The 19474-nt window shown below is 43.1% G+C and carries 13 protein-coding genes and 1 riboswitch; of the genes, 6 read left to right on the top strand and 7 right to left on the bottom strand.

The annotated features are described in order from the left end of the window. Positions 1 to 16 precede the first annotated feature (16 nt). The 3 genes from FAM09_RS02050 to uvrA all read right to left on the bottom strand — a co-directional run bounded on the left by FAM09_RS02050 (position 17) and on the right by uvrA (position 6923). Positions 17 to 3094, bottom strand: coding sequence for a SusC/RagA family TonB-linked outer membrane protein (locus FAM09_RS02050; RefSeq protein ID WP_136575412.1), 3078 nt, complete (start codon positions 3092 to 3094; stop codon positions 17 to 19). Between the two features lie 363 nt (positions 3095 to 3457). After that, positions 3458 to 3982 carry a 5' nucleotidase, NT5C type gene (locus tag FAM09_RS02055; protein WP_136575413.1) on the bottom strand — a complete coding sequence of 175 codons (525 nt, stop codon included), beginning with the start codon at positions 3980 to 3982 and terminating at the stop codon, positions 3458 to 3460. Positions 3983 to 3989: 7 nt separating this feature from the next. Then, positions 3990 to 6923: an excinuclease ABC subunit UvrA gene (gene uvrA / locus FAM09_RS02060; protein WP_136575414.1), complete on the bottom strand. Its 2934-nt coding sequence runs from the start codon at positions 6921 to 6923 to the stop codon at positions 3990 to 3992. A gap of 220 nt (positions 6924 to 7143) precedes the next feature. Here uvrA and FAM09_RS02065 point away from each other — a divergent pair, with 220 nt between their 5' ends. The 6 genes from FAM09_RS02065 (at position 7144) to FAM09_RS02090 (ending at position 13056) form a co-directional block, all read left to right on the top strand. Continuing rightward, positions 7144 to 7818 (top strand): OmpA family protein, encoded by a 675-nt coding sequence (locus FAM09_RS02065; protein WP_136575415.1) that lies wholly within the window; start codon positions 7144 to 7146, stop codon positions 7816 to 7818. Between the two features lie 63 nt (positions 7819 to 7881). Continuing rightward, entirely contained in the window at positions 7882 to 8535 is a 654-nt protein-coding gene (locus FAM09_RS02070) for a porin family protein (protein WP_136575416.1), read from the top strand. Positions 8536 to 8776: 241 nt separating this feature from the next. After that, on the top strand, positions 8777 to 9445 hold the full coding sequence (locus FAM09_RS02075; protein WP_136575417.1) for a porin family protein: 669 nt from the start codon (positions 8777 to 8779) through the stop codon (positions 9443 to 9445). A gap of 183 nt (positions 9446 to 9628) precedes the next feature. Beyond that, a riboswitch (SAM riboswitch) is annotated at positions 9629 to 9749 on the top strand. A 307-nt stretch (positions 9750 to 10056) separates the two neighbouring features. Beyond that, positions 10057 to 11241: a cystathionine gamma-synthase gene (locus FAM09_RS02080; protein WP_136575418.1), complete on the top strand. Its 1185-nt coding sequence runs from the start codon at positions 10057 to 10059 to the stop codon at positions 11239 to 11241. A 49-nt stretch (positions 11242 to 11290) separates the two neighbouring features. Next, complete coding sequence (gene queF / locus FAM09_RS02085) at positions 11291 to 11743, top strand: preQ(1) synthase (RefSeq protein ID WP_136575419.1); 453 nt, start codon at positions 11291 to 11293, stop codon at positions 11741 to 11743. A 56-nt stretch (positions 11744 to 11799) separates the two neighbouring features. Next, the gene (locus FAM09_RS02090) at positions 11800 to 13056 is read left to right on the top strand and encodes a homoserine dehydrogenase (RefSeq protein ID WP_136575420.1); all 1257 of its coding nucleotides are present in this window, start codon (positions 11800 to 11802) and stop codon (positions 13054 to 13056) included. A gap of 85 nt (positions 13057 to 13141) precedes the next feature. On the opposite strand, the gene FAM09_RS02095 is transcribed toward FAM09_RS02090, so the two are convergent. From FAM09_RS02095 to thrA, 4 genes are all read right to left on the bottom strand, one after another. Next, entirely contained in the window at positions 13142 to 14098 is a 957-nt protein-coding gene (locus FAM09_RS02095; protein WP_136575421.1) for a DUF2167 domain-containing protein, read from the bottom strand. A 130-nt stretch (positions 14099 to 14228) separates the two neighbouring features. After that, the gene (gene thrC / locus FAM09_RS02100) at positions 14229 to 15584 is read right to left on the bottom strand and encodes a threonine synthase (protein ID WP_243751564.1); all 1356 of its coding nucleotides are present in this window, start codon (positions 15582 to 15584) and stop codon (positions 14229 to 14231) included. 83 nt (positions 15585 to 15667) lie between these two features. After that, positions 15668 to 16621: a homoserine kinase gene (locus tag FAM09_RS02105; protein WP_136575422.1), complete on the bottom strand. Its 954-nt coding sequence runs from the start codon at positions 16619 to 16621 to the stop codon at positions 15668 to 15670. Between the two features lie 111 nt (positions 16622 to 16732). Then, a complete protein-coding gene (thrA, locus tag FAM09_RS02110) occupies positions 16733 to 19183 on the bottom strand; it encodes a bifunctional aspartate kinase/homoserine dehydrogenase I (protein ID WP_136575423.1) in 2451 nt (816 codons plus the stop codon). Positions 19184 to 19474 lie beyond the last annotated feature (291 nt).

Genomic DNA, 19474 nt, shown 5'->3' on the forward strand with positions numbered 1-19474 from the left:
TTTAATGATTCAAAAATTAAAAGCCGATATTAACGCCAACGGTATACGACCTGGAAGGTCTTACCGCTTGCTGGTTAATGCCCAAAATCCCCTGTTCTGGATCATTTAAAAGTTGATCGTCATACGTTTTTGTCCATAAATTGGTGCCTCTTGCATATACACTTAAAGAAGAAAGATGCAGTTTGTCCAATATGGTTTTGCTATTGAGCCTGTAGCCCATTTGCACATTTCTTAACCGGATATAATCTCCTTTGAAAAGCAACCTGTCGGAACCTGATGAAGTATTTAACACGCCGAAAGTGTATTTCGGCACATTGGTAACGTCGCCTTTCTTTTGCCACCTGTTCATGTTAATGGCATATTTACCACGGGTAGCATAACTGCCATCCATGAAGTACTGCATATAAGCCTCCATGATATAGTTACCATAGTTATAATAAAAATCAAATGACAGGGAAATATTCTTATAGGTTAATGTATTGCCAAGCGAACCGAAGTACTTGGGATCGGCATTTTTACCTACAAAAAATAAGCCTGCCTCCGCTCTGCTTTTTGTTGTAGTGGTTTTTGAACTGTCTTTATACCACATCGCCGCGCCATCTTCCGGATCTACGCCAGCCCAGCCGCGGTTAAAGTAGGAATACAATGATTTACCCTCGCTCAGGTAAAAGAGGCTGTTTTGCGGGCTGGGTTGATTTCCTGCTGGAAGGCTGGTTACTTTATTCGTATTGTGTGTGATGTTGAAATTGATCTCCCAGGCAAAGTCTTTTGTTTGAACAGGCATGGCATTTACGGTTAGCTCATACCCTTTATTTTCCATATCGCCTATGTTATTGATAAAGTTAAGGAAGCCGGTTGTACGGGAAATTTGCTGCCCCAACAGCGCATCATCTGTAATACGTTTGTAATAATCAAAAGATATATTCAACCTGTTTCGCAGAAAGCTTATATCCACACCAAGATCTAACTGCTTATTCTTTTCCCAGGTAAGCTCGCTGTTACCGATGTTATCAAAACGACCACCGGCTACACCATTGTAATTATAACCATAACCATAGGTCTGGCGCCACGCATAGTTTGGAATTTCAGCATTCCCATTGTTACCATAGCTCGCCCGTAATTTTAAATTGGAAACAACAGACAGCAACGGTTGAAAGAAATCTTCATTGCTCGCATTCCACGAAGCACCTACGGATGCAAAACTTCCCCATCGGTTGTTTAAACTGAACCTCGAAGAGGCATCCCTTCTGTAACTACCGTATAAATTATACTTATCATCTAAGCTAATATTCACGTTTGAATAATATCCTTCGAACGAATAATCTTCCCCAACGGCTTTACCATTTGTAGATGTAGCCCCATTGGTTGAATAATACAGATCGGCATTAGGAGGGAAACCGGTAACATCGCCTATCTGCCTGTAATAACTATTCTTAATAGACTCATGGCCTACTTTAAGATCTGCATACAACTTCTTATCCTTCCAGATGTCATAGTGATAATCCAACTGGTTGATCCAGTCCCACAAAAAGTTACGGGAGTATAACGAGATCCCTTCACCGGAAGCACCGGCAGCATCGCCATGGAATGGATTATTAAACTGGTATTCTTCATTGGTAGCATATTGAAGTCCCAGGGTACTGGTGAATTTAAGTCCCGTAATGATCTTATATTCCAATGACTGGTTTACCAAGCCCTGTACGGCCTTTAGCCATCTTTTATCGTTTTTGGCAATAAACAATGGATTATAATGGGAAGGAAACCCCGAAACGGTGGGGCTGATATTATACGTTCCGTTTGCGTTAAACGGGTTTTGTGTGGGACGTAATGTCAATGCTGCATAGGTTGGGTTGCCAAAATAACCACCACCACCGGTAGTACCGCTTGATGCCAATGCAGAATTTTGCCTAACATTACCAATGGTTATTTTGGTGCTTAGCGTTAGTTTATCTGTAACGGCATAGGAAATTTTCAAATTACCGGTATATCTTTTAAGATCGGTACCAATAGTAGTGCCCTGTTGTTTGAAATAGCCGCCCGATAAGAAATATTTCAATTTGCCCTCACCACCGGTAGCACTTACATTATATTGCTGCTGGGTACCTGTTCTTTGTATCAGGTTCAGCCAATCGGTATCAACGCCGCTGGTATCTCCATAATCGTGCAGTTGCTTATCAATTTCCTGCGAAGTAAGCTTTCCTTCATTTACCAAACTTTCGCGCAATAACATTAACCAGTCAGATGCACGCAATGGTTTGCCTGCATCGGGCAATGGAATAACCTTGTTATTACCTGATTCTGCATCGAATCTGAATTGGGCTTTGCCTTGTTTACCACTTTTGGTAGTGATAATAATAACGCCGTTAGACCCACGCGATCCGTAGATGGAAGTAGCAGCCGCATCTTTTAATACAGTAATACTTTCAATATCATTCGCATTTATAGTTGCCAATACGTTTGTACTGGGGTTGATACTAAATGAACCGGTACCGCTGGTACCAACACCATTACCATTCGACAGGTCACCGGAATTGATCTGAACGCCGTCAACTACATACAGCGGTTGTGATCCGCCATAGGAAAATGAACCGATACCCCTGATACGCACCCCCTGGTTAGCACCGGGCTGACCAGTAGAAGCAGTAGACTGCAAACCGGCCGCAGCTCCCTGCAACATCTGATCTACCGATACCAGGGGTCTGTTCTCCAGTTTATCGCCACCTACTTTTACTATGGCAGCTGTAGTGGTTGCTTTTTTCTGCGTACCATAACCTACCACTACTACTTCGGAAAGGTTCTTATCTGAAGCTTCCATAGTTACATTGATAACCCCTTTGTTACCAATAGAAAAACTGGTAGGCTGCATGCCAACGGCTGAAAAAATAATTGTTTTTGACTGCGGAGAGATGGTTATTGAATAGGTACCATCATTCAACGTAGAAGTGCCCGCATTGGTTTCTTTGATAATTACAGAGGCATTAGGAATGGGATTACCACTGCCGTCGATTACTTTACCGGTAATGTTTCTTTGCTGAGCCCGTAATTGCATGCACAGCAACATCACGAATCCCAGCATTAGCTGAAATTTTCTCATTGTAACATTAGTTTGGTTTACAAAAAAAAAAATCGCATATGGCAAGTAGCAACCATGCACTTATCATATGAATACAATCTCTCAATAAATGGAAATGGGATCAGCCTAAGGGATAAAGACTGAAGAAAGAAATAACCTGCAGGGAATTCGCCTTTCGGGGCTCAAGATAAGATAAATAAATGGTAATTTATTTGCATCCTTCAAAAGTCTTTCCGAAACCGTTTGCACAAATGAACAGTATGTTAATAAAAGTCACATTAACACCAATAATAATACAAAGCCAGGGCTAAAATGAAGCCTGTGAGCTAGCCTGTTATGGGGTGAGAATCAACCGCAGAAAGGTATCAGTGAAGGCGGTAAGTATTATTGTAGAAAAATTGTAGCGGCATCCTGCCAGTTATTGATCCGGTCGTAACCGGTAATATCTTTATTATGAGCAGCCGTAAAAAGGTGTTTTTTACCATTAAAATACTGCAGGTGACGTACATGATCGTCTATCATGTGATCGCCGTACACCATGCGCTTTTCACCACAAAGCACCAATTGCTTCCAGGAAAAGAATGGGAAATGTTCCAGTAACCAGTCCAGCTTATCTTTTAATGAATTGGGAAATTCAGTGGCAGCCGATACAATGAAGATCTCGTATCGTTTATTCATCTCTTTTAATACGTCTATACTATCTTTCATTACGGGCAGGTCCCTGAAAAAACCCGGTTCATGCAACCGCTCACGCACCAGGGAATGATGTTGCTCGGGAAAACCCAAAAGCCACGATCCTTTCATCTTACTAAAGTCAACTGGTAACTCATAAGCTTTTTCATACCAGGTAATCATGGCGCCCATAGGATCAGCTATTACCTCATCCATATCTATTATTACTCTTTCCATTGTCAACTTATTTTAATTCTTCTTTTAAAAACTTCGCTGTATGGCTTGCTTTCACTTTCAGCAGGTCTTCAGGGGTTCCTTCAAACAATATTTGCCCGCCGCCGTCGCCACCTTCCGGACCAAGGTCAATAATATGATCGGCTACTTTAATCACATCCATATTATGTTCTATCACTAACACCGTATTGCCCCGATCAACCAGCTTATTGAGCACATCGAGCAAATGCTGAATATCTTCAAAATGCAAACCGGTAGTAGGCTCGTCTAAAATGTAAAATGTTTTACCTGTATCTTTTTTCGATAATTCGGTAGCCAGTTTTACGCGTTGCGCTTCTCCCCCACTTAAAGTAACCGCGCTCTGCCCCAACGTAATGTACCCCAACCCAACTTCCTGCAGCACTTTTATCTTCCGGTATAAGTACGGCACGTTCTGGAAGAACTCAACCGCATCATCAACCGTCATATCCAGCACGTCACTGATGCTTTTACCTTTATACCTGATCTCGAGTGTTTCGCGGTTATACCGTTTACCCTGGCATTTTTCGCAGTGCACATATACATCGGGTAAAAAGTTCATTTCTATTACCCGCATACCACCGCCTTCACACACATCGCAACGGCCATTCTTTACATTGAAAGAAAAACGGCCGGCATTATACCCACGGATCTTGGCTTCAGGCACCGCCGCATACAATGTTCTTATATCGGTAAAGAAGCCACAATAGGTAGCGGGGTTACTGCGCGGTGTGCGGCCAATGGGCGACTGATCAATTTCAATCACCTTATCAATATGCTCAAGCCCTTTGATACTTTTATATTCAAGCGGCGTCATTCTTGAATTAAAGGCATGCTTGCTTAAGATGGGATACAGCGTTTCAATGATAAGGGTTGATTTACCGCTGCCACTCACACCGGTTGCCACAATAAATTTACCAAGCGGGAATTTTGCAGTTACCTTTTGCAGGTTATTGCCATTGGCGCCAATTAATTCCAGTACTTTTCCATTCCCTTTTCTTCTTTCTTTGGGAACAGCAATTTCCCGGATCCCATTCAGGTAGGCCGATGTAAGCGTATCTAACTTCAGTAACGCACCAGGTTCACCCTGTGCAACTACCCTTCCGCCATGAAAACCGGCTTTCGGACCAATATCAACCAGGTGATCTGCGGCCAGCATAATGTCTTTATCATGCTCTACCACCAGCACACTGTTCCCGATATTGCGCAGGTTTTTCAATGCTTCAATTAACCGGTGATTATCGCGTTGATGTAAACCGATGCTCGGTTCATCGAGGATGTAAGTAATGCCTTGTAATTGTGAACCGATCTGTGTAGCCAACCGTATGCGTTGCGATTCGCCACCGCTAAGCGTACGGGACGAGCGGTTGAGGGTAAGATAAGTTAACCCCACATCGAGCAGGAACTGTAACCGTTCACGAATTTCCTTCAACACATCTTTTGCAATGGTATTCTGTTTAGTAGATAATCTTTTTTCAATGCCTTTAAACCACAGGATCAGTTTATCGAGGTTCAGCTCACTCAGCTCTGAAATATTTTTTTCATCTACTTTGAACCAGAGGCTTTCTTTTTTAAGCCGGGCCCCGTTACAGGTAGTACAGGTTTTTAATTCCATGAACTGTTCTGTCCACTGACGCACCGAATCACTTGAGCTGGCGGCAAACCATCTTTTTAATTGTGGTACCACCCCTTCAAACTCTTCGGTGTAGATGTTCGCTTCGGGACCAATGGAATCAAAATCCAGATGTTCTTCCTGCGATCCGGCTTCATTACCATATAAGATCAGGTTCAGTGCTTTCTTCGGCATGTCTTTCATTGGTACATCCAAACTGAACTTGTGCTTTTTTGCCAGTCGTTGAGCCTGGTTAAATACATAATTATCTCTTTCTTCACCCAATGGCGCTATACCACCTTCATTAATGCTTAACGAAGGATCAGGTATAACAGCCTCCATGCTTATCTGGTACACATTGCCGAGCCCTTTACAGGTAGGGCAAGCACCATACGGGCTATTAAAAGAAAAACTGTTAGGTGAGGGTTCTTCGTAACTGATACCGGTTTCCTCACACATCAACTGCCGGGAATATTGCACAAGAGTCTCTGCCGCTACCGCTGCTTTACCGTTTTTTGCATTAGCAGGTGCAGCATCATGCACTAACAAAAACATCAGTTCCTTCCCCATTTGTAAGGTCTTCTGCACACTTTGACTTAACCGCACTTTCATATCATCAGTTACAGCCATGCGGTCAATAACCACTTCTATGTCGTGGATCTTGTAGCGGTCGACCTGCATTTTGGGAACAAGGTCTTTTACCTCGCCATCGACGCGTACTTTGAGATAACCTTTTTTGCGAATATCTTCAAACAGTTCGCGATAATGCCCTTTGCGCCCACGCACCAATGGCGCCAGTAATGTTATTTTCTTTGCTTTAAATTTTTTGTAGATATTATCAACGATCTCTTCTTCGCTGAACTTGACCATTTTTTTCCCCGTATTGTAACTATATGCCTCCCCAACGCGGGCAAACAAAAGCCGCAGGAAATCGTATACTTCTGTAATAGTGCCCACAGTGGAACGCGGGTTCTTGTTAGTCGTTTTTTGTTCAATGGATATCACTGGCGACAAACCAGTGATCTTATCTACATCAGGTCGTTCCATATCGCCAATAAACTGCCGGGCATAAGCGCCAAAGCTTTCCATATAACGGCGTTGACCCTCCGCATATATTGTATCGAAAGCAAGTGACGATTTACCACTGCCACTGATGCCTGTTATTACAACCAGTTTATTTTTAGGGATACTGATATCGATATTCTTAAGATTGTGAACCCGTGCACCAAAAACATGTATTGCCTCATCTGATTCAATGCCGGTTATTTGTTCGTTTTTTGTTTGTGCCGGCTTTTTAACTTTCACATCTGCCATAAGTGGTACGCCTTTTAAATTGTGTGGGAAATTACACCAACCCGATCAATTTTACTAAAAAATTTGTCAAAGATAACAACAAAATATCAGTAGGAAAGTTGATAATCCTTTAAGATATTTGCGCCTCATTTTCAATAATATACCGTTTAAAATTGCAATGTGGTATACAATTTGAAAGCTCTGGACTGTCATTACTGTGTCTTTACTAAAACAATATAATATGAGATCGTTCCAAAAAACCCTGACAAGTATCGTCGCTGTAGCTATTATTCTCGCTGGTTGTAAAAGCATGAACAAAACGCAAAAAGGAGCAATTATCGGAACTGCAGGCGGTGGCGCCGTAGGTGCCGTTATAGGTAAAGCAGCTGGTAATACAGCATTAGGTGCTATCATTGGTGCTACTGTAGGTGGCGTTACCGGCGCCGTTATTGGCCGCAAAATGGACAAACAGGCAAAAGAAATTGAAAACAAAGTACCTGGCGCAAAAGTTGAGCGTGTAGGAGAAGGCATTGTTGTTGAGTTCAGTGATAAAATATTATTCGGGTTCGATCGCTCTGATCTTTCAGGAACAGCTGAAAATAACCTGGGCAAACTGGTTGAAATTTTAAAACAATATCCCGATACTGATATTGAAATACAAGGTCACACAGATAACAAAGGAGCAGATGACTACAATATGAAACTTTCTGAAAGAAGAGCTTCTGCTGTTGCCAACTTTTTACGTGGCAGAGGTGTTGCCCCCAGCCGTGTAAGAATTAAAGGTTATGGAGAATCTGCACCTGTTGCCAGCAATGATACAGAAGCCGGCCGTTCACAAAACCGCCGGGTTGACTTCCTGATCACTGCCAATGAAAAAATGAAAGAAGAAGCCAAGAAAGAAGCAGCCAAACAATAACTGGCATTCAATCACACATACCATCATTAATCAAATTTTTGTAAACCTTCAACACTATTAGTTATGAAAAACAAAGCCCTGTTGCTCGCACTCGCAACTACTGTATTTGCACTCAGTTCCCAGGCTCAAACTACGTTTGGTGTACGGGCAGGTGTAAACTTTCAGAACATCAATGGAGAAGATGTTGATGGCGAAGACCTCGATTACAAACTAAAAACGGGTATTAATGTCGGCGTAAATGCAGAGATACCTGTTGCACCCGATTTTTACGTACAACCCGGTGTTTTGTTCTCTACAAAGGGAGCAAAAAGTAAAGTCGATGATGACAGTAAGATCAAATTGTCGTACATCGAAGTACCTATCAATTTCCTGTATAAACCTACACTGGGTACGGGCAAATTGCTGCTGGGAATCGGGCCCTATGTTGCGTTTGCAGTAGGCGGCAAAGTTTCAGATGCTAACGGTGATGATGAGGATATAGAATTTGAAAATGAAATTACGCTTACCCAATTTGGCTCAGGTACACCCTATGCAAGAAGATTGGATGTAGGCGGTAACCTTCTGTTTGGTTATGAATTCAGCAATAAATTCTCTGCCCAGTTAAACGCACAATTAGGCATGGTAAAGATCAATCCTGAGATCACCGGACCTGGGGTTGACGATGATTCAAAGGTCAAAAACACCGGCTTTGGTATTTCATTAGGATACCGCTTTTAAATGTTTGCGCAGCAGTGATATTGTTGTTGATGCGCTTCAGCAAACAGGCACATCGTAAAACCTACATATTAAAGGTTGCCTCCATACGGGGGCAGCCTTTTTTTATTGTACAGCTTACGTAAAAACACTTATGCAATTTTAATAGGGTTACTACGTTTATTAGCAAGCTTTCAGCTAAGTGTATCTTATTTAAAAATCCATGTTCTTATCTCTTCATTCACAAAAACCACAACGCTTAATTATGAAATCAAAAGTTCTGTTGCTTGCATTAGCAACCACTGCCCTTGCGTTAACTTCAAAAGCCCAGGTATCCTTCGGTCTCAGAGCCGGGGTTAATCTTCAAAACGTCAATGGTAAATTTCCTACTGGTGATGATCTTAAAAATGATCTGAAAGCAGGGTTTCACGCTGGTGTAAATGTTGAAGTGCCCATTGCTCCGCAATTTTATATTCAACCGGGTGTATTGTTCAGCAGTAAAGGCGCTAAAGGCGAAAACGATTTCTCCAAAAAAGAAATAAAATTAAGCCTGTCATATGTTGAAGTTCCCATTAACCTTTTGTTTAAACCAGCGTTAGGACCCGGCAAATTGTTACTTGGTTTTGGACCCTATGTTGCTTATGCAATAGGTGGCAGTGCAAAAACCGGAGATAAAGACACCGATATCGAATTCGAAAAAGACGTTACTTCCGCACAATATAGTACCGGATATGTTTCCGGAACTTACTATTACAAACGTTTAGATGTTGGCGGTAATTTATTGTTTGGTTATGAGTTCGCCAAAAAGATCTCCTTACAATTGAATGCCCAGTTAGGTATGGCAAAGATCAATGCTGAGCTCAATGATTACAGTGACGACAAAGGAAAAGCAAAAAATACCGGCTTCGGTCTTTCTGTTGGCTACCGGTTCTAATGCAACGAAATAATTTGGTTATATAATAACCATTGCAACTTCTTAAAATGTATATATAAAAAAGTCTTCCCCTATTGGGAGGACTTTTTTTATTGCATGCATGTTCTTGTTACACGGACATTAAAAAAAAGAAATTTGACAATTTAATTCCGGTTATTATCTTTGCGTCAGTTCTTTACACATCGCTTATCAAGAAAGGCTGAGGGAAATGGCCCGATGAAGCCTTGACAACCTGCACGCTGGTTTGAAAAATAACCGCTGTAAGGTGCCAACTCCATCCCGCGGAAGGCGGGACAGATAAGTCAGATAAAAGCTTCTACAATACTGAAATTCAACATATTGAAAGCTCTTCTGACTTACGGAAGAGCTTTTTTGTTTTAGATACTACCTACTACCGAAGCATTTGCGCTGGAGCGCGAAGGTTGAAGCAGAAAGGTATACAAGACCAAAGTATCTAAATCCAGATCGAGCATAGCGAGATCTGATAAAGTCTCCTCCAGTAAGAACTCCTCTTGATAAGTGCTGCCGCAAACAACTGTCTAAACAAATCAATCACGCCTGCAGCTACACAACTTAAATGATGGATACGCTGCAGCAAAAAAATGTTTATCATGCAAGCGACAACACAACTCATTCACAGCATTCCTGTTGATCCATTGACCGGCGCGGTATCAGTGCCTATTTATCAAACATCCACCTTTGTTCAGGAGGCGCCTGGCGTTAACAAAGGATTCGATTACGCAAGAACAAACAACCCTACAAGAGCTACGTTGGAAAACCTCATTGCGCAGTTGGAAAAAGGCCAGGTGGGTATTGCCTTTTCAAGCGGATTGGCGGCTATTGACGCCATTGCCAAATTATTACGGCCCGGCGATGAAATTGTAGCCGTAGATGATATTTACGGTGGTGCATACCGGTTATTCACCCAGGTATATCAGCAATTTGGTGTTACCATTAACTTTGTAGATACTTCAGATCCTGAAAAAGTGTTTAACGCCATTACGCCCAAAACAAAGCTCATCTGGCTCGAAACACCTACCAACCCTACTTTAAAGATCTCTGATATTGAGGCCATCGCCCAAATCGCAAAAGCCAACCGGTGTTTACTTTGCGTGGATAACACTTTTGCTTCACCGGCGTTACAACAACCTCTTTCGCTGGGAGCTGATATTGTAGTGCATTCCGCCACCAAATACCTGGGCGGTCACAGCGACCTGATAGCCGGACTGGTTGTAACCCGGGAAAAAGAGTTGGGAGAGAAAATTAAATTCTATCAAAACGCCTGTGGCGCTATCCTCGCTCCTTTCGATAGCTGGTTGGTGATCCGCGGTATTGAAACCTTACACCTGCGCGTACAACAACATTGCCGCAGTGCACAGGAAGTAGCCGAGTTCCTGCAACAACACCCTGCTGTTGATAAAGTATATTACCCCGGGTTGAAAGATCATCCCAACCATGCCATTGCCAAAAAACAAAGCAAAGGCTTCGGGGGTATCGTTTCTTTCACGCTTAAACAGGATAATATCGCTGCCGCCAACACTTTTGTAACCAGTACTCACCTGTTTAAACTGGCTGAGAGTTTAGGCGGTATAAAAAGCCTGGTAAGCCATCCGGCCAGCATGACGCATAAAACCATTCCGGCCGACAAACGCCGTGCAGCCGGGGTAACAGATAGCCTTATTCGCTTAAGTATTGGTCTGGAAGATGCCAGTGACCTGTTACAAGACCTGCACCAGGCGCTTGAGAAAAGTAATACTATAATTAATATAACAGCACACGACGCTGTGCCTTGTTAAGCAAAAGGGAAAGTATAGCCATTTAATAAGATTTTCTAAACAAAAAATTATGTCAGAACAAATTGTAAAGGAATCCGTAAAAACCTATAAAGACATTGACCGTAGAATTTTGAAACCCATTCCCAACCCTACTGATCAGGCTTACGAGATCAAGATCAAAATACCTGAGTTTACTTTCCTGGGCGTAAAAGAACAACCTGATTTTGCAGTTATTTATTGCACCTTCTATCCCGGCAAAAAAATAATTGAACTTAAATCACTGAAACAATACGTTTTCCAGCTACGGAATATCGTAGTATCGTATGAAAGATTGATCAACATAATTTATGATGATCTGTGTGCAGTGTATGAACCTTCCCGGTTACGACTGGTGATGATCTGCAACCCCAGAGGTGGCATCAGTTCAAAATTGACCATAGATTCTGACTGGAAAATACGCGGCGGCAAAGAACAGTTCAACGACTGGCAGATTGTTGAAGATGAATGGTCGGTGGAAATGTAAACAAGAGAAAGCATCAACTACATATTATAAAGTAAAAATTGCAAATTGATCAACTTATGGACGCACACAAGTCATTAACAATCGGTTTATTTGGATTCGGCGTAGTAGGCGAAGGTTTGTATAAAGTATTACAACAAACCCCTTCGCTGAAAGCCACTATAAAAAAGGTCTGTATAAAGAACCCTGAAAAAAAACGCAATGCGCCCGATGCATTGTTCACTACCAACAAAGATGAACTGCTTAACGATCCAGAGATCAATGTGATCGTGGAAGTGATCAATGAATCGGAACCCGCCTTTGAAATAGTTTCTACCGCATTAAAGAATGGTAAAGACGTGGTAAGCGCCAGCAAGAAAATGATCGCTGAGCATTTGCCCGAATTACTCGGCTTGCAAAAATTAACCGAGCGTTCTTTCCTGTATGAAGCCGCTGCCTGCGCTTCTATACCTGTAATTCGCAACCTCGAAGAATATTACGACAACGACCTGTTACACTCCATCAAAGCCATTGTTAACGGCTCAACCAACTTCATTCTTACCAAAATGTTTGAAGACAAGCTGGACTTTCAACAAGCCCTGTTACTGGCGCAGCAATTGGGATTTGCTGAAACCGATCCTACGCTGGATGTGGAAGGTTTTGATGCAGCCAATAAATGGAACTTTTTGCTCACGCATGCTTATGGTATTGTAATACCACCCGATGCCCTTGTATTTAATGGTATCCAAAGCATTCATCAAAGCGATGCATTGGTTGCTACTGAAAAACATTACGATATTAAACTGGTGGCCCAGGCTAAGAAACTGGAGAACGGCAAAGTGGCCGCTTTTGTATTGCCACAGTTTATTAAACATGAAGATCACCTGGCTTTTGTAAAGAATGAATACAATGGCGTTGTAATTGAAAGCGGGTTTGCCGATAAACAATTCTTCTATGGCAAAGGCGCCGGCAGTTTCCCCACCGCTTCCGCCGTACTAAGCGACCTTTCGGCCCTGCGTTATCAATATAAATACGAATACAAGAAATTATATCATCATAAACCCAACGAGCTTACCAACGACTTTTATGTGCGCGTGTACGTAAGCTTCGACGATTGGAAATACATTCCCAAAGAGAAATTTGAATGGATTGAAGAGTGGCATGCCGAAACAGATCGCAAATACCTGGTAGGTGTACTGCACTTTAATGAACTGGCGCAAAACAACTGGTGGCGCGATAATAAAACATCACTCATCCTGGCGCCTGAGGCGGTTATTGAAGATGTAGAAGTGCGCAAGTTAAAAAAGAAGAGCCTGGAACTGGCTGGTATTGTCTAATAAGCAAGGAGAGAATATATAATATGCAAGGAGTGCCACACTTTGAAAGCGTGGCACTCCTTTTCTATATAAATTTCAAAATTAATTAAGCGTTAGGCGTGTTACTTTGTTCATCAGCAGGTGGCGCAGGCACTGGTTCATAAACCAACGTTTCATCCTGTTTTTTCTTCTTAAAGAATTTTATAAGACCAGCAATCAATGCTCCAATTCCCAAAATAATAACCTTCAGAAATTTACCAAGAAAAGCAAAGGCGCCAACCTTGGCCAAAACCTTACCGGCAACCAGTGCGCCAATTCCCCAGGCAGCCACTTTATCAATTTTCGGATCAAAATCTGAATACTTGTTTCCGTCTGTAAATTCGGCGATGTGCAATACTTTATTGATATCCTTTTTTACCATCTCCAGTTCGCTCATGCTGGCCACGGCATTCATAGAAAGAATTCCTTTACGGCCCAGGATGCGAATGTCGTAGTTCAATGTTTGATGATCTTCAGTACCAAATTGTATGCGCTTCGCCCAGTGCAATACTTTATTCGTTTTATCATAGAACGGCTTCTGTGCCCAACCCACAATATGAATGGAAGGATAGCCTTGTTTTAAGCGCTCGGCATTGGCGTCTTTTTCTTCCTTTTGCATTTCCGTCAACATCTCATCGTAATTGATCTTATCAGCATCCTCATCTTTCACATACCCCATCGGGTTATACTTGATGATGAATGCGTATGAGCTGTCGGCATATGGACCGCCTGCTTCGGGGAACAACATCCCCATGATATTCTCCTGAGGTGGGTTACCCCACAGATCCGTCAGAACAAAATTACTTTGTTCGGCATTCAGGTATTTGAATCCCTGCGGCACGTTCAATTGAGCAATACCATTGGAAAATTTTACTACGCCGGTCTGGTACTTCATGGCCTTGTTTACCGAGTCCATCATTTTAATCTGCTGAACCAGTTGGGCTGTCAGGGAATCTTCATCGTTTGCACGAACCATTCCACCTGTCACCAGGAGGGCGATAAATAGGAAAAATGCTTTTTGCATAGTAGGGTTGGCTTTAGTATTGCACAAAAAAGCACCTTTCCTCCATAAATGGAAATGTTATTATAACATTTTTTTCAACCATTTTTCGACTTGTATACTAATGAAAGCGAAATGGTTATAAATGATGGAATTAATACCTGTCAAGCAAGGTAGCCTTCAAAGCGTCATAATCGGGGGCTATAAGACTGCTTTGCTTTGCTAATTTAAGCTGTTCTTTTATAGCATCAGGTACAGGAACGGTTTCGCCAATAACCGGTTCCACCACATCATAAAATTTCACCGGGTGGGCCGTTTCAAGGAACATGCCCTTTGCGTTGGTGTGTTGCCGTAAATAGCGCTCCAGGGCCAGGTAGCCTACTGCTCCATGTGGATCGGGCAGGTAATTGTATTGTTGGTATACTTCTTTCAACACCGACCTTGTTTCATCATCGGAAATGCTGTACCCCGTTAATACGTTCCTCAAATCGCCCAGTTTGTGATGGAACAATTCCAGTATCCTCACAAAATTGCTGGGATTACCCACGTCCATTGCATTGGAAATAGTGGCGATCGCCTTTTTTGGTTGGTACTCACCACTAGCCAAAAACGAAGGCACAACTGCATTTGCATTGCAGGCTGCAATAAAATGCTTTACCGGCAAACCGGAAATATGCGCCAGCAATCCGGCACAGATATTTCCAAAGTTGCCGCTGGGCACTGAGATTACCGGCGGATTCTTTTTATCGGCCCATTGCTTCCAGGCTAAAACATAATAGAATTGCTGGGGCAGCCAACGGGCTACATTGATTGAATTGGCCGATGTCAGGAAGATCTTTTTGGTCAGTTCTTCATCCACAAACGCCTGCTTCACCATTTGCTGGCAATCATCAAAAGTTCCGGTCACTTCCAGCGCGTGAATATTTTTTCCTAAAGTGGTCAACTGCTTTTCCTGTACCGAACTCACTTTACCTGATGGATACAGAATAACCACTTCTACCCCGGGAACATCATAAAAACCATGCGCTACGGCGCCGCCGGTATCGCCGGAAGTAGCTACCAGCACAACTACTTTCTCCCTGCGTTCCTTTGCAAAATAGCCCAGACAGCGGCTCATAAAGCGGGCGCCTACATCTTTAAACGCCAGGGTAGGTCCATGAAAAAGCTCCAGTGAGAAAATGTGCTCATTCACGGGCACCAGGGGTATGCTAAAGTTGATGGTTTCTTTTACGATATTCCGTAAAGCATCATCCGGTATGGTTCCGGCAACATATGGTTGTATGAGGCGAAAGGCTATTTCTTCGTTACTGTACTGCTCAATGTTATCGAAAAAAGCCTGCTCATGTACTGGAATAGTATGCGGGAAATACAACCCCTTATCAGGCGCTTGTCCTTTTATGGTAGCTTCCTTAAAATCTACATCGGGGGATTGTTTATTTAAACTATAATATTTCATAAATCGTGAATGGTCAATGGTCAATGGTGAGTGGGCTTTCGCCAGTTCAGCCATCTGCCATTACTTTTTACATCAAAAAATTTCAGGTTTGCCGTTTCACAGCCAGCCCCGACTTGTTGGGATTTGCCGTTTCACGACTATTGTACATCAACTACTTTAGCTCCGCTGTAATTGATCATAGTAACATAGGTTTTAAACTCTATTCCCAGCCTTGTATAAACGTCTATCATTACCTCTTCAACTCCCTTGGCCACGTATTCTTCTTTACTAAGCATAAAAATAGAAGGGCCAGAACCGGAGATACCGCCACCTAATGCACCGGCATCTTTGCTCTTCTTTTTCACATCATCAAAACCGGGTATCAGGATGCTTCGCACAGGTTCAATGATCACATCTTCCAGCGAGCGGCCGATCAATCCATAATCGTTCTTCATAAAGCCTGCTACCAAACCGGCTATATTACCCCATTGCTTGATCGCAGCTTTCAATTGTACCTCTTTGCGCAGGATCTGCCGGGCATCGGATGTGCGCACTTCAATCTGGGGATGCACTACTGTTACATACAATGGCGGCGCTGTTAACTGCACAATATCCAGAGGGAAAATAGACCGGATAAGCGTAATGCCGCCGTAGATACAGGGTGCTATATTGTCGGCATGCTTTACACCAGACGCTACTTTTTCGCCATTCATGGCAAAACGCACCAGGTCTTCTTTTGAGAACGGGTTACCCAGCAAATGATTGGCAGCCACTACAGCGCCGGCCGAACTGGCCGCACTGGACCCCAGGCCACTACCGGGTTTTATGCGTTTATCGATGAATACTTCAAAGCCCACTTTCTCTTTCCATTCATCCATTAAAGCCAGCAGGGAGGCGCCGGCCACGTTTTTCTCCGGTTCTACCGGTAATTGATAACCGTCTGCATGCTGTATTACAATGCCTGGTTCTTCGCGTAACCGAACGGTCATTACATCCTGAGGTTGCTGCAACGCCATTCCCAATACATCAAATCCGCAAACCAAATTAGCCACTGTTGCCGGTGCAAAAACCTGAACGCCCTTGCCCCCGGGGGTGTTTACATCATTTGCCATTTAAATTCTTTTGACTTGTTTGAACCATATAACCTTTCTGTATTCTGGTTGAGCTTTCCCCCATCCAGTTGCCCCAAACTTCGCGAACCTCATTATCACATTATCTCATTATTAGTGTGCCGCGCGAATAATATCCGCAAACACGCCCGAAGCTGTTACTTCAGCACCAGCGCCGGCTCCTTTAACAACCAATGGTTGATCGGGATAGCGGTTGGTATAGAACAACACCACGTTGTCTTTACCATACAGGTGATAAAAATCAGACTGCGAATCCACATGCTGCAATCCTACAGCTGCTTTGCCACCTTCAAACTTTGCAACAAATTTCAGTTTCTTTCCTGACTCAGCCGCTTTCTGGTAAATTTCTTTAAAATGCTTTTCCTGCTTCTCCATTTCTTTATAAAAATCATCCACACTGCCTACCATACACGAAGCCGGCATAAAGGTATTATTAGTGATATCTTCCATATCCAGTCGCTCACCGGCTTCCCGCGCCAGGATCATGATCTTACGCATTACATCGGTACCGCTCAGGTCTAACCGGGGATCTGGTTCAGTATAGCCTTCATCCTGGGCCTGCTTCACCACCTGGGCAAAGCTCCGGGTGCCATCGTAATTATTGAATACAAAATTCAGGGTGCCACTAAGCACGGCTTCAATGCGGGTAACCACATCACCACTGCGCATCAGGTCATTTAAAGTGCCAATAACCGGTAAGCCTGCGCCCACGTTGGTTTCAAACAGGAAGAAGGCGTTATATTCACGGGCCAGGTCTTTCAATTTTTTATAATATGCAAAGGCGGAAGAACAGGCCACTTTATTACAGGCTACCACCGAAATGCTCTTTGCAAGCAGTTGGTCATACACCTGTGCTACCAATTCGTTGGCAGTAACATCTACAAAAACCGAATTACGCAGGTTTTTTGAACGAATGGTTTCAACAAAATTTCCCAGGTCCATGGTCTCCCCTTTTTGCAGGTGGTCGCGCCAGTTATCCAGGTCAATGCCTTCATCGCTGAAAACCATTTTCTTGCTGTTGGCCATACCTACTATGCGTACCTGCAGTCGCATATTTTGTTGCAAATACTGTTGCTGCTGTTTTAACTGGGCCAGCAACTTGCCGCCCACATTGCCGGTACCGGCAACAAATAAGTTGATCTGTTTATAGGTAGTTTCAAAGAAGTCTTCGTGTAATACGTTAATAGCTTTTTTAACATCAGTTGCTGCGATCACGGCTGAAATATTTCTTTCTGAAGAACCTTGTGCAATAGCGCGTACATTCACCCCGTTGCGCCCGATAGCGCCAAACATTTTACCGCTGATGCCGGGGTGGCTTTTCATGTTATCACCCACCAGGGCAACAATGGCCAATCCTTTTTCTATTCGCAATGGCTCAACGCGACCTGTTTCTATTTCGTGGGCGAATGTTTTGTCAACAGCCAGCTTGGCCTTTTCGGCAAGGGCTTCATCAATACCCACACAAATGGAATGTTCTGAAGAGCCCTGAGTGATCAGGATCACATTTATGAAATCGTTGGCCAGCGATTCAAATAACCGGCGTGAAAAACCCGGGATGCCAACCATACCGCTTCCTTCCAGGCTGAGCAAAGCAATTTTACTGATGCTGGAAATACCACGGATGTTATTGCCATTTTTATGTACATCGTTCTCGATAAGGGTACCATGATCTTCAGGAGCAAATGTATTTTTGATCCATACCGGAATATTCTTGCTCATTACCGGTTGAATGGTAGGCGGGTAAATTACCTTGGCGCCAAAGTGCGATAATTCCATAGCTTCCTGGTAGGAAATGTGAGGTAATATCCTGGCGTTGGGCACCAGCCGCGGATCTGCCGTCATCATGCCACTCACATCGGTCCATATTTCCAATGATTGCGCACTTACTGCACCGGCAATGATAGCAGCAGTATAATCACTACCACCTCTGCCTAAAGTAGTGGTATTGCCTTTGTCATCAGCGGCTACAAAACCTGGCACTATAAATAATTTGGCAGCGGCGGCCGAAAAGAAATCGTTACAGAGGGAATTGGTAAGGGAGAAGTCTACCGAAGCACTTCCATAATGCGAATCGGTACGAATCAGTTCACGAGAGTCGACCCAGATATTTTCAATGCCCAGGGCATTTAAACGGGCGGCAATAATTTTAGAGGAAAGCAATTCGCCGAAACTTACAATTCGGTCTTTGGTGCGGGCGCTTAGTTCACCCAATAAGAACACGCCGTTGCAAATATCTTCAATTTCATTACAGCGTTGTTTTACCCAGCTTAGTACACTGCTTTGCTGGGTTACTGGTATCAGCGCTTTTACGGCTTCCAGATGGCGCTGCTCAACCTTCTGCAACAGCTCTTTATAGCTTTCATCGCCGGCTGCTGCCAATCCGCCGCTTTGCAATAATACATCTGTTACTCCGCCTAAAGCCGATACTACAACAATCGTTTTACTTTGTGGCATGCGTACTAAAGCCTGTTGAACAATGCTGCTGACCTTATTCATATTCTCGGCATTTGCTACAGAAGTACCGCCGAACTTTAAAACCTGCATAACCTGAAATTAAATGATTTGAAATTAGTTGTATAGCCTGATATGTTATTTTGATCTTACTTTTCTCTTCCTGAGAGAACAAGGTAGGCAAAAACCCCAATTGGTAATATGGAAATGTACAACCCTTAACGGGTTGTTGTAATAGTGGTAGTCGTAGCTGTGGAAGCTACCGTGCTGGAGGAAAGAATTATATGTTGAAAAAGTACCACTGTTTGAATTATATAACCAAAGATAACACGAAAAGTCTATAACATTTGTTAGTTTTTCATTTTTTTTGCCCGGCACCATTTT

This window comes from Niastella caeni (assembly GCF_004834005.1).
Classification (GTDB): domain Bacteria; phylum Bacteroidota; class Bacteroidia; order Chitinophagales; family Chitinophagaceae; genus Niastella; species Niastella caeni.

Excerpts from the sequence above, each read along its gene's own strand:
- FAM09_RS02080 (WP_136575418.1), top strand. The coding sequence starts at position 10,057 with ATGCAAGCGACAACACAACTCATTCACAGCATTCCTGTTGATCCATTG.
- uvrA (WP_136575414.1), bottom strand. The coding sequence starts at position 6,923 with ATGGCAGATGTGAAAGTTAAAAAGCCGGCACAAACAAAAAACGAACAA.
- thrC (WP_243751564.1), bottom strand. The coding sequence starts at position 15,584 with ATGGCTGAACTGGCGAAAGCCCACTCACCATTGACCATTGACCATTCA.
- FAM09_RS02055 (WP_136575413.1), bottom strand. The coding sequence starts at position 3,982 with ATGGAAAGAGTAATAATAGATATGGATGAGGTAATAGCTGATCCTATG.
- FAM09_RS02105 (WP_136575422.1), bottom strand. The coding sequence starts at position 16,621 with ATGGCAAATGATGTAAACACCCCCGGGGGCAAGGGCGTTCAGGTTTTT.
- FAM09_RS02050 (WP_136575412.1), bottom strand. The coding sequence starts at position 3,094 with ATGAGAAAATTTCAGCTAATGCTGGGATTCGTGATGTTGCTGTGCATG.
- FAM09_RS02065 (WP_136575415.1), top strand. The coding sequence starts at position 7,144 with ATGAGATCGTTCCAAAAAACCCTGACAAGTATCGTCGCTGTAGCTATT.
- FAM09_RS02075 (WP_136575417.1), top strand. The coding sequence starts at position 8,777 with ATGAAATCAAAAGTTCTGTTGCTTGCATTAGCAACCACTGCCCTTGCG.
- FAM09_RS02090 (WP_136575420.1), top strand. The coding sequence starts at position 11,800 with ATGGACGCACACAAGTCATTAACAATCGGTTTATTTGGATTCGGCGTA.
- FAM09_RS02070 (WP_136575416.1), top strand. The coding sequence starts at position 7,882 with ATGAAAAACAAAGCCCTGTTGCTCGCACTCGCAACTACTGTATTTGCA.
- FAM09_RS02095 (WP_136575421.1), bottom strand. The coding sequence starts at position 14,098 with ATGCAAAAAGCATTTTTCCTATTTATCGCCCTCCTGGTGACAGGTGGA.
- thrA (WP_136575423.1), bottom strand. The coding sequence starts at position 19,183 with ATGCAGGTTTTAAAGTTCGGCGGTACTTCTGTAGCAAATGCCGAGAAT.
- queF (WP_136575419.1), top strand. The coding sequence starts at position 11,291 with ATGTCAGAACAAATTGTAAAGGAATCCGTAAAAACCTATAAAGACATT.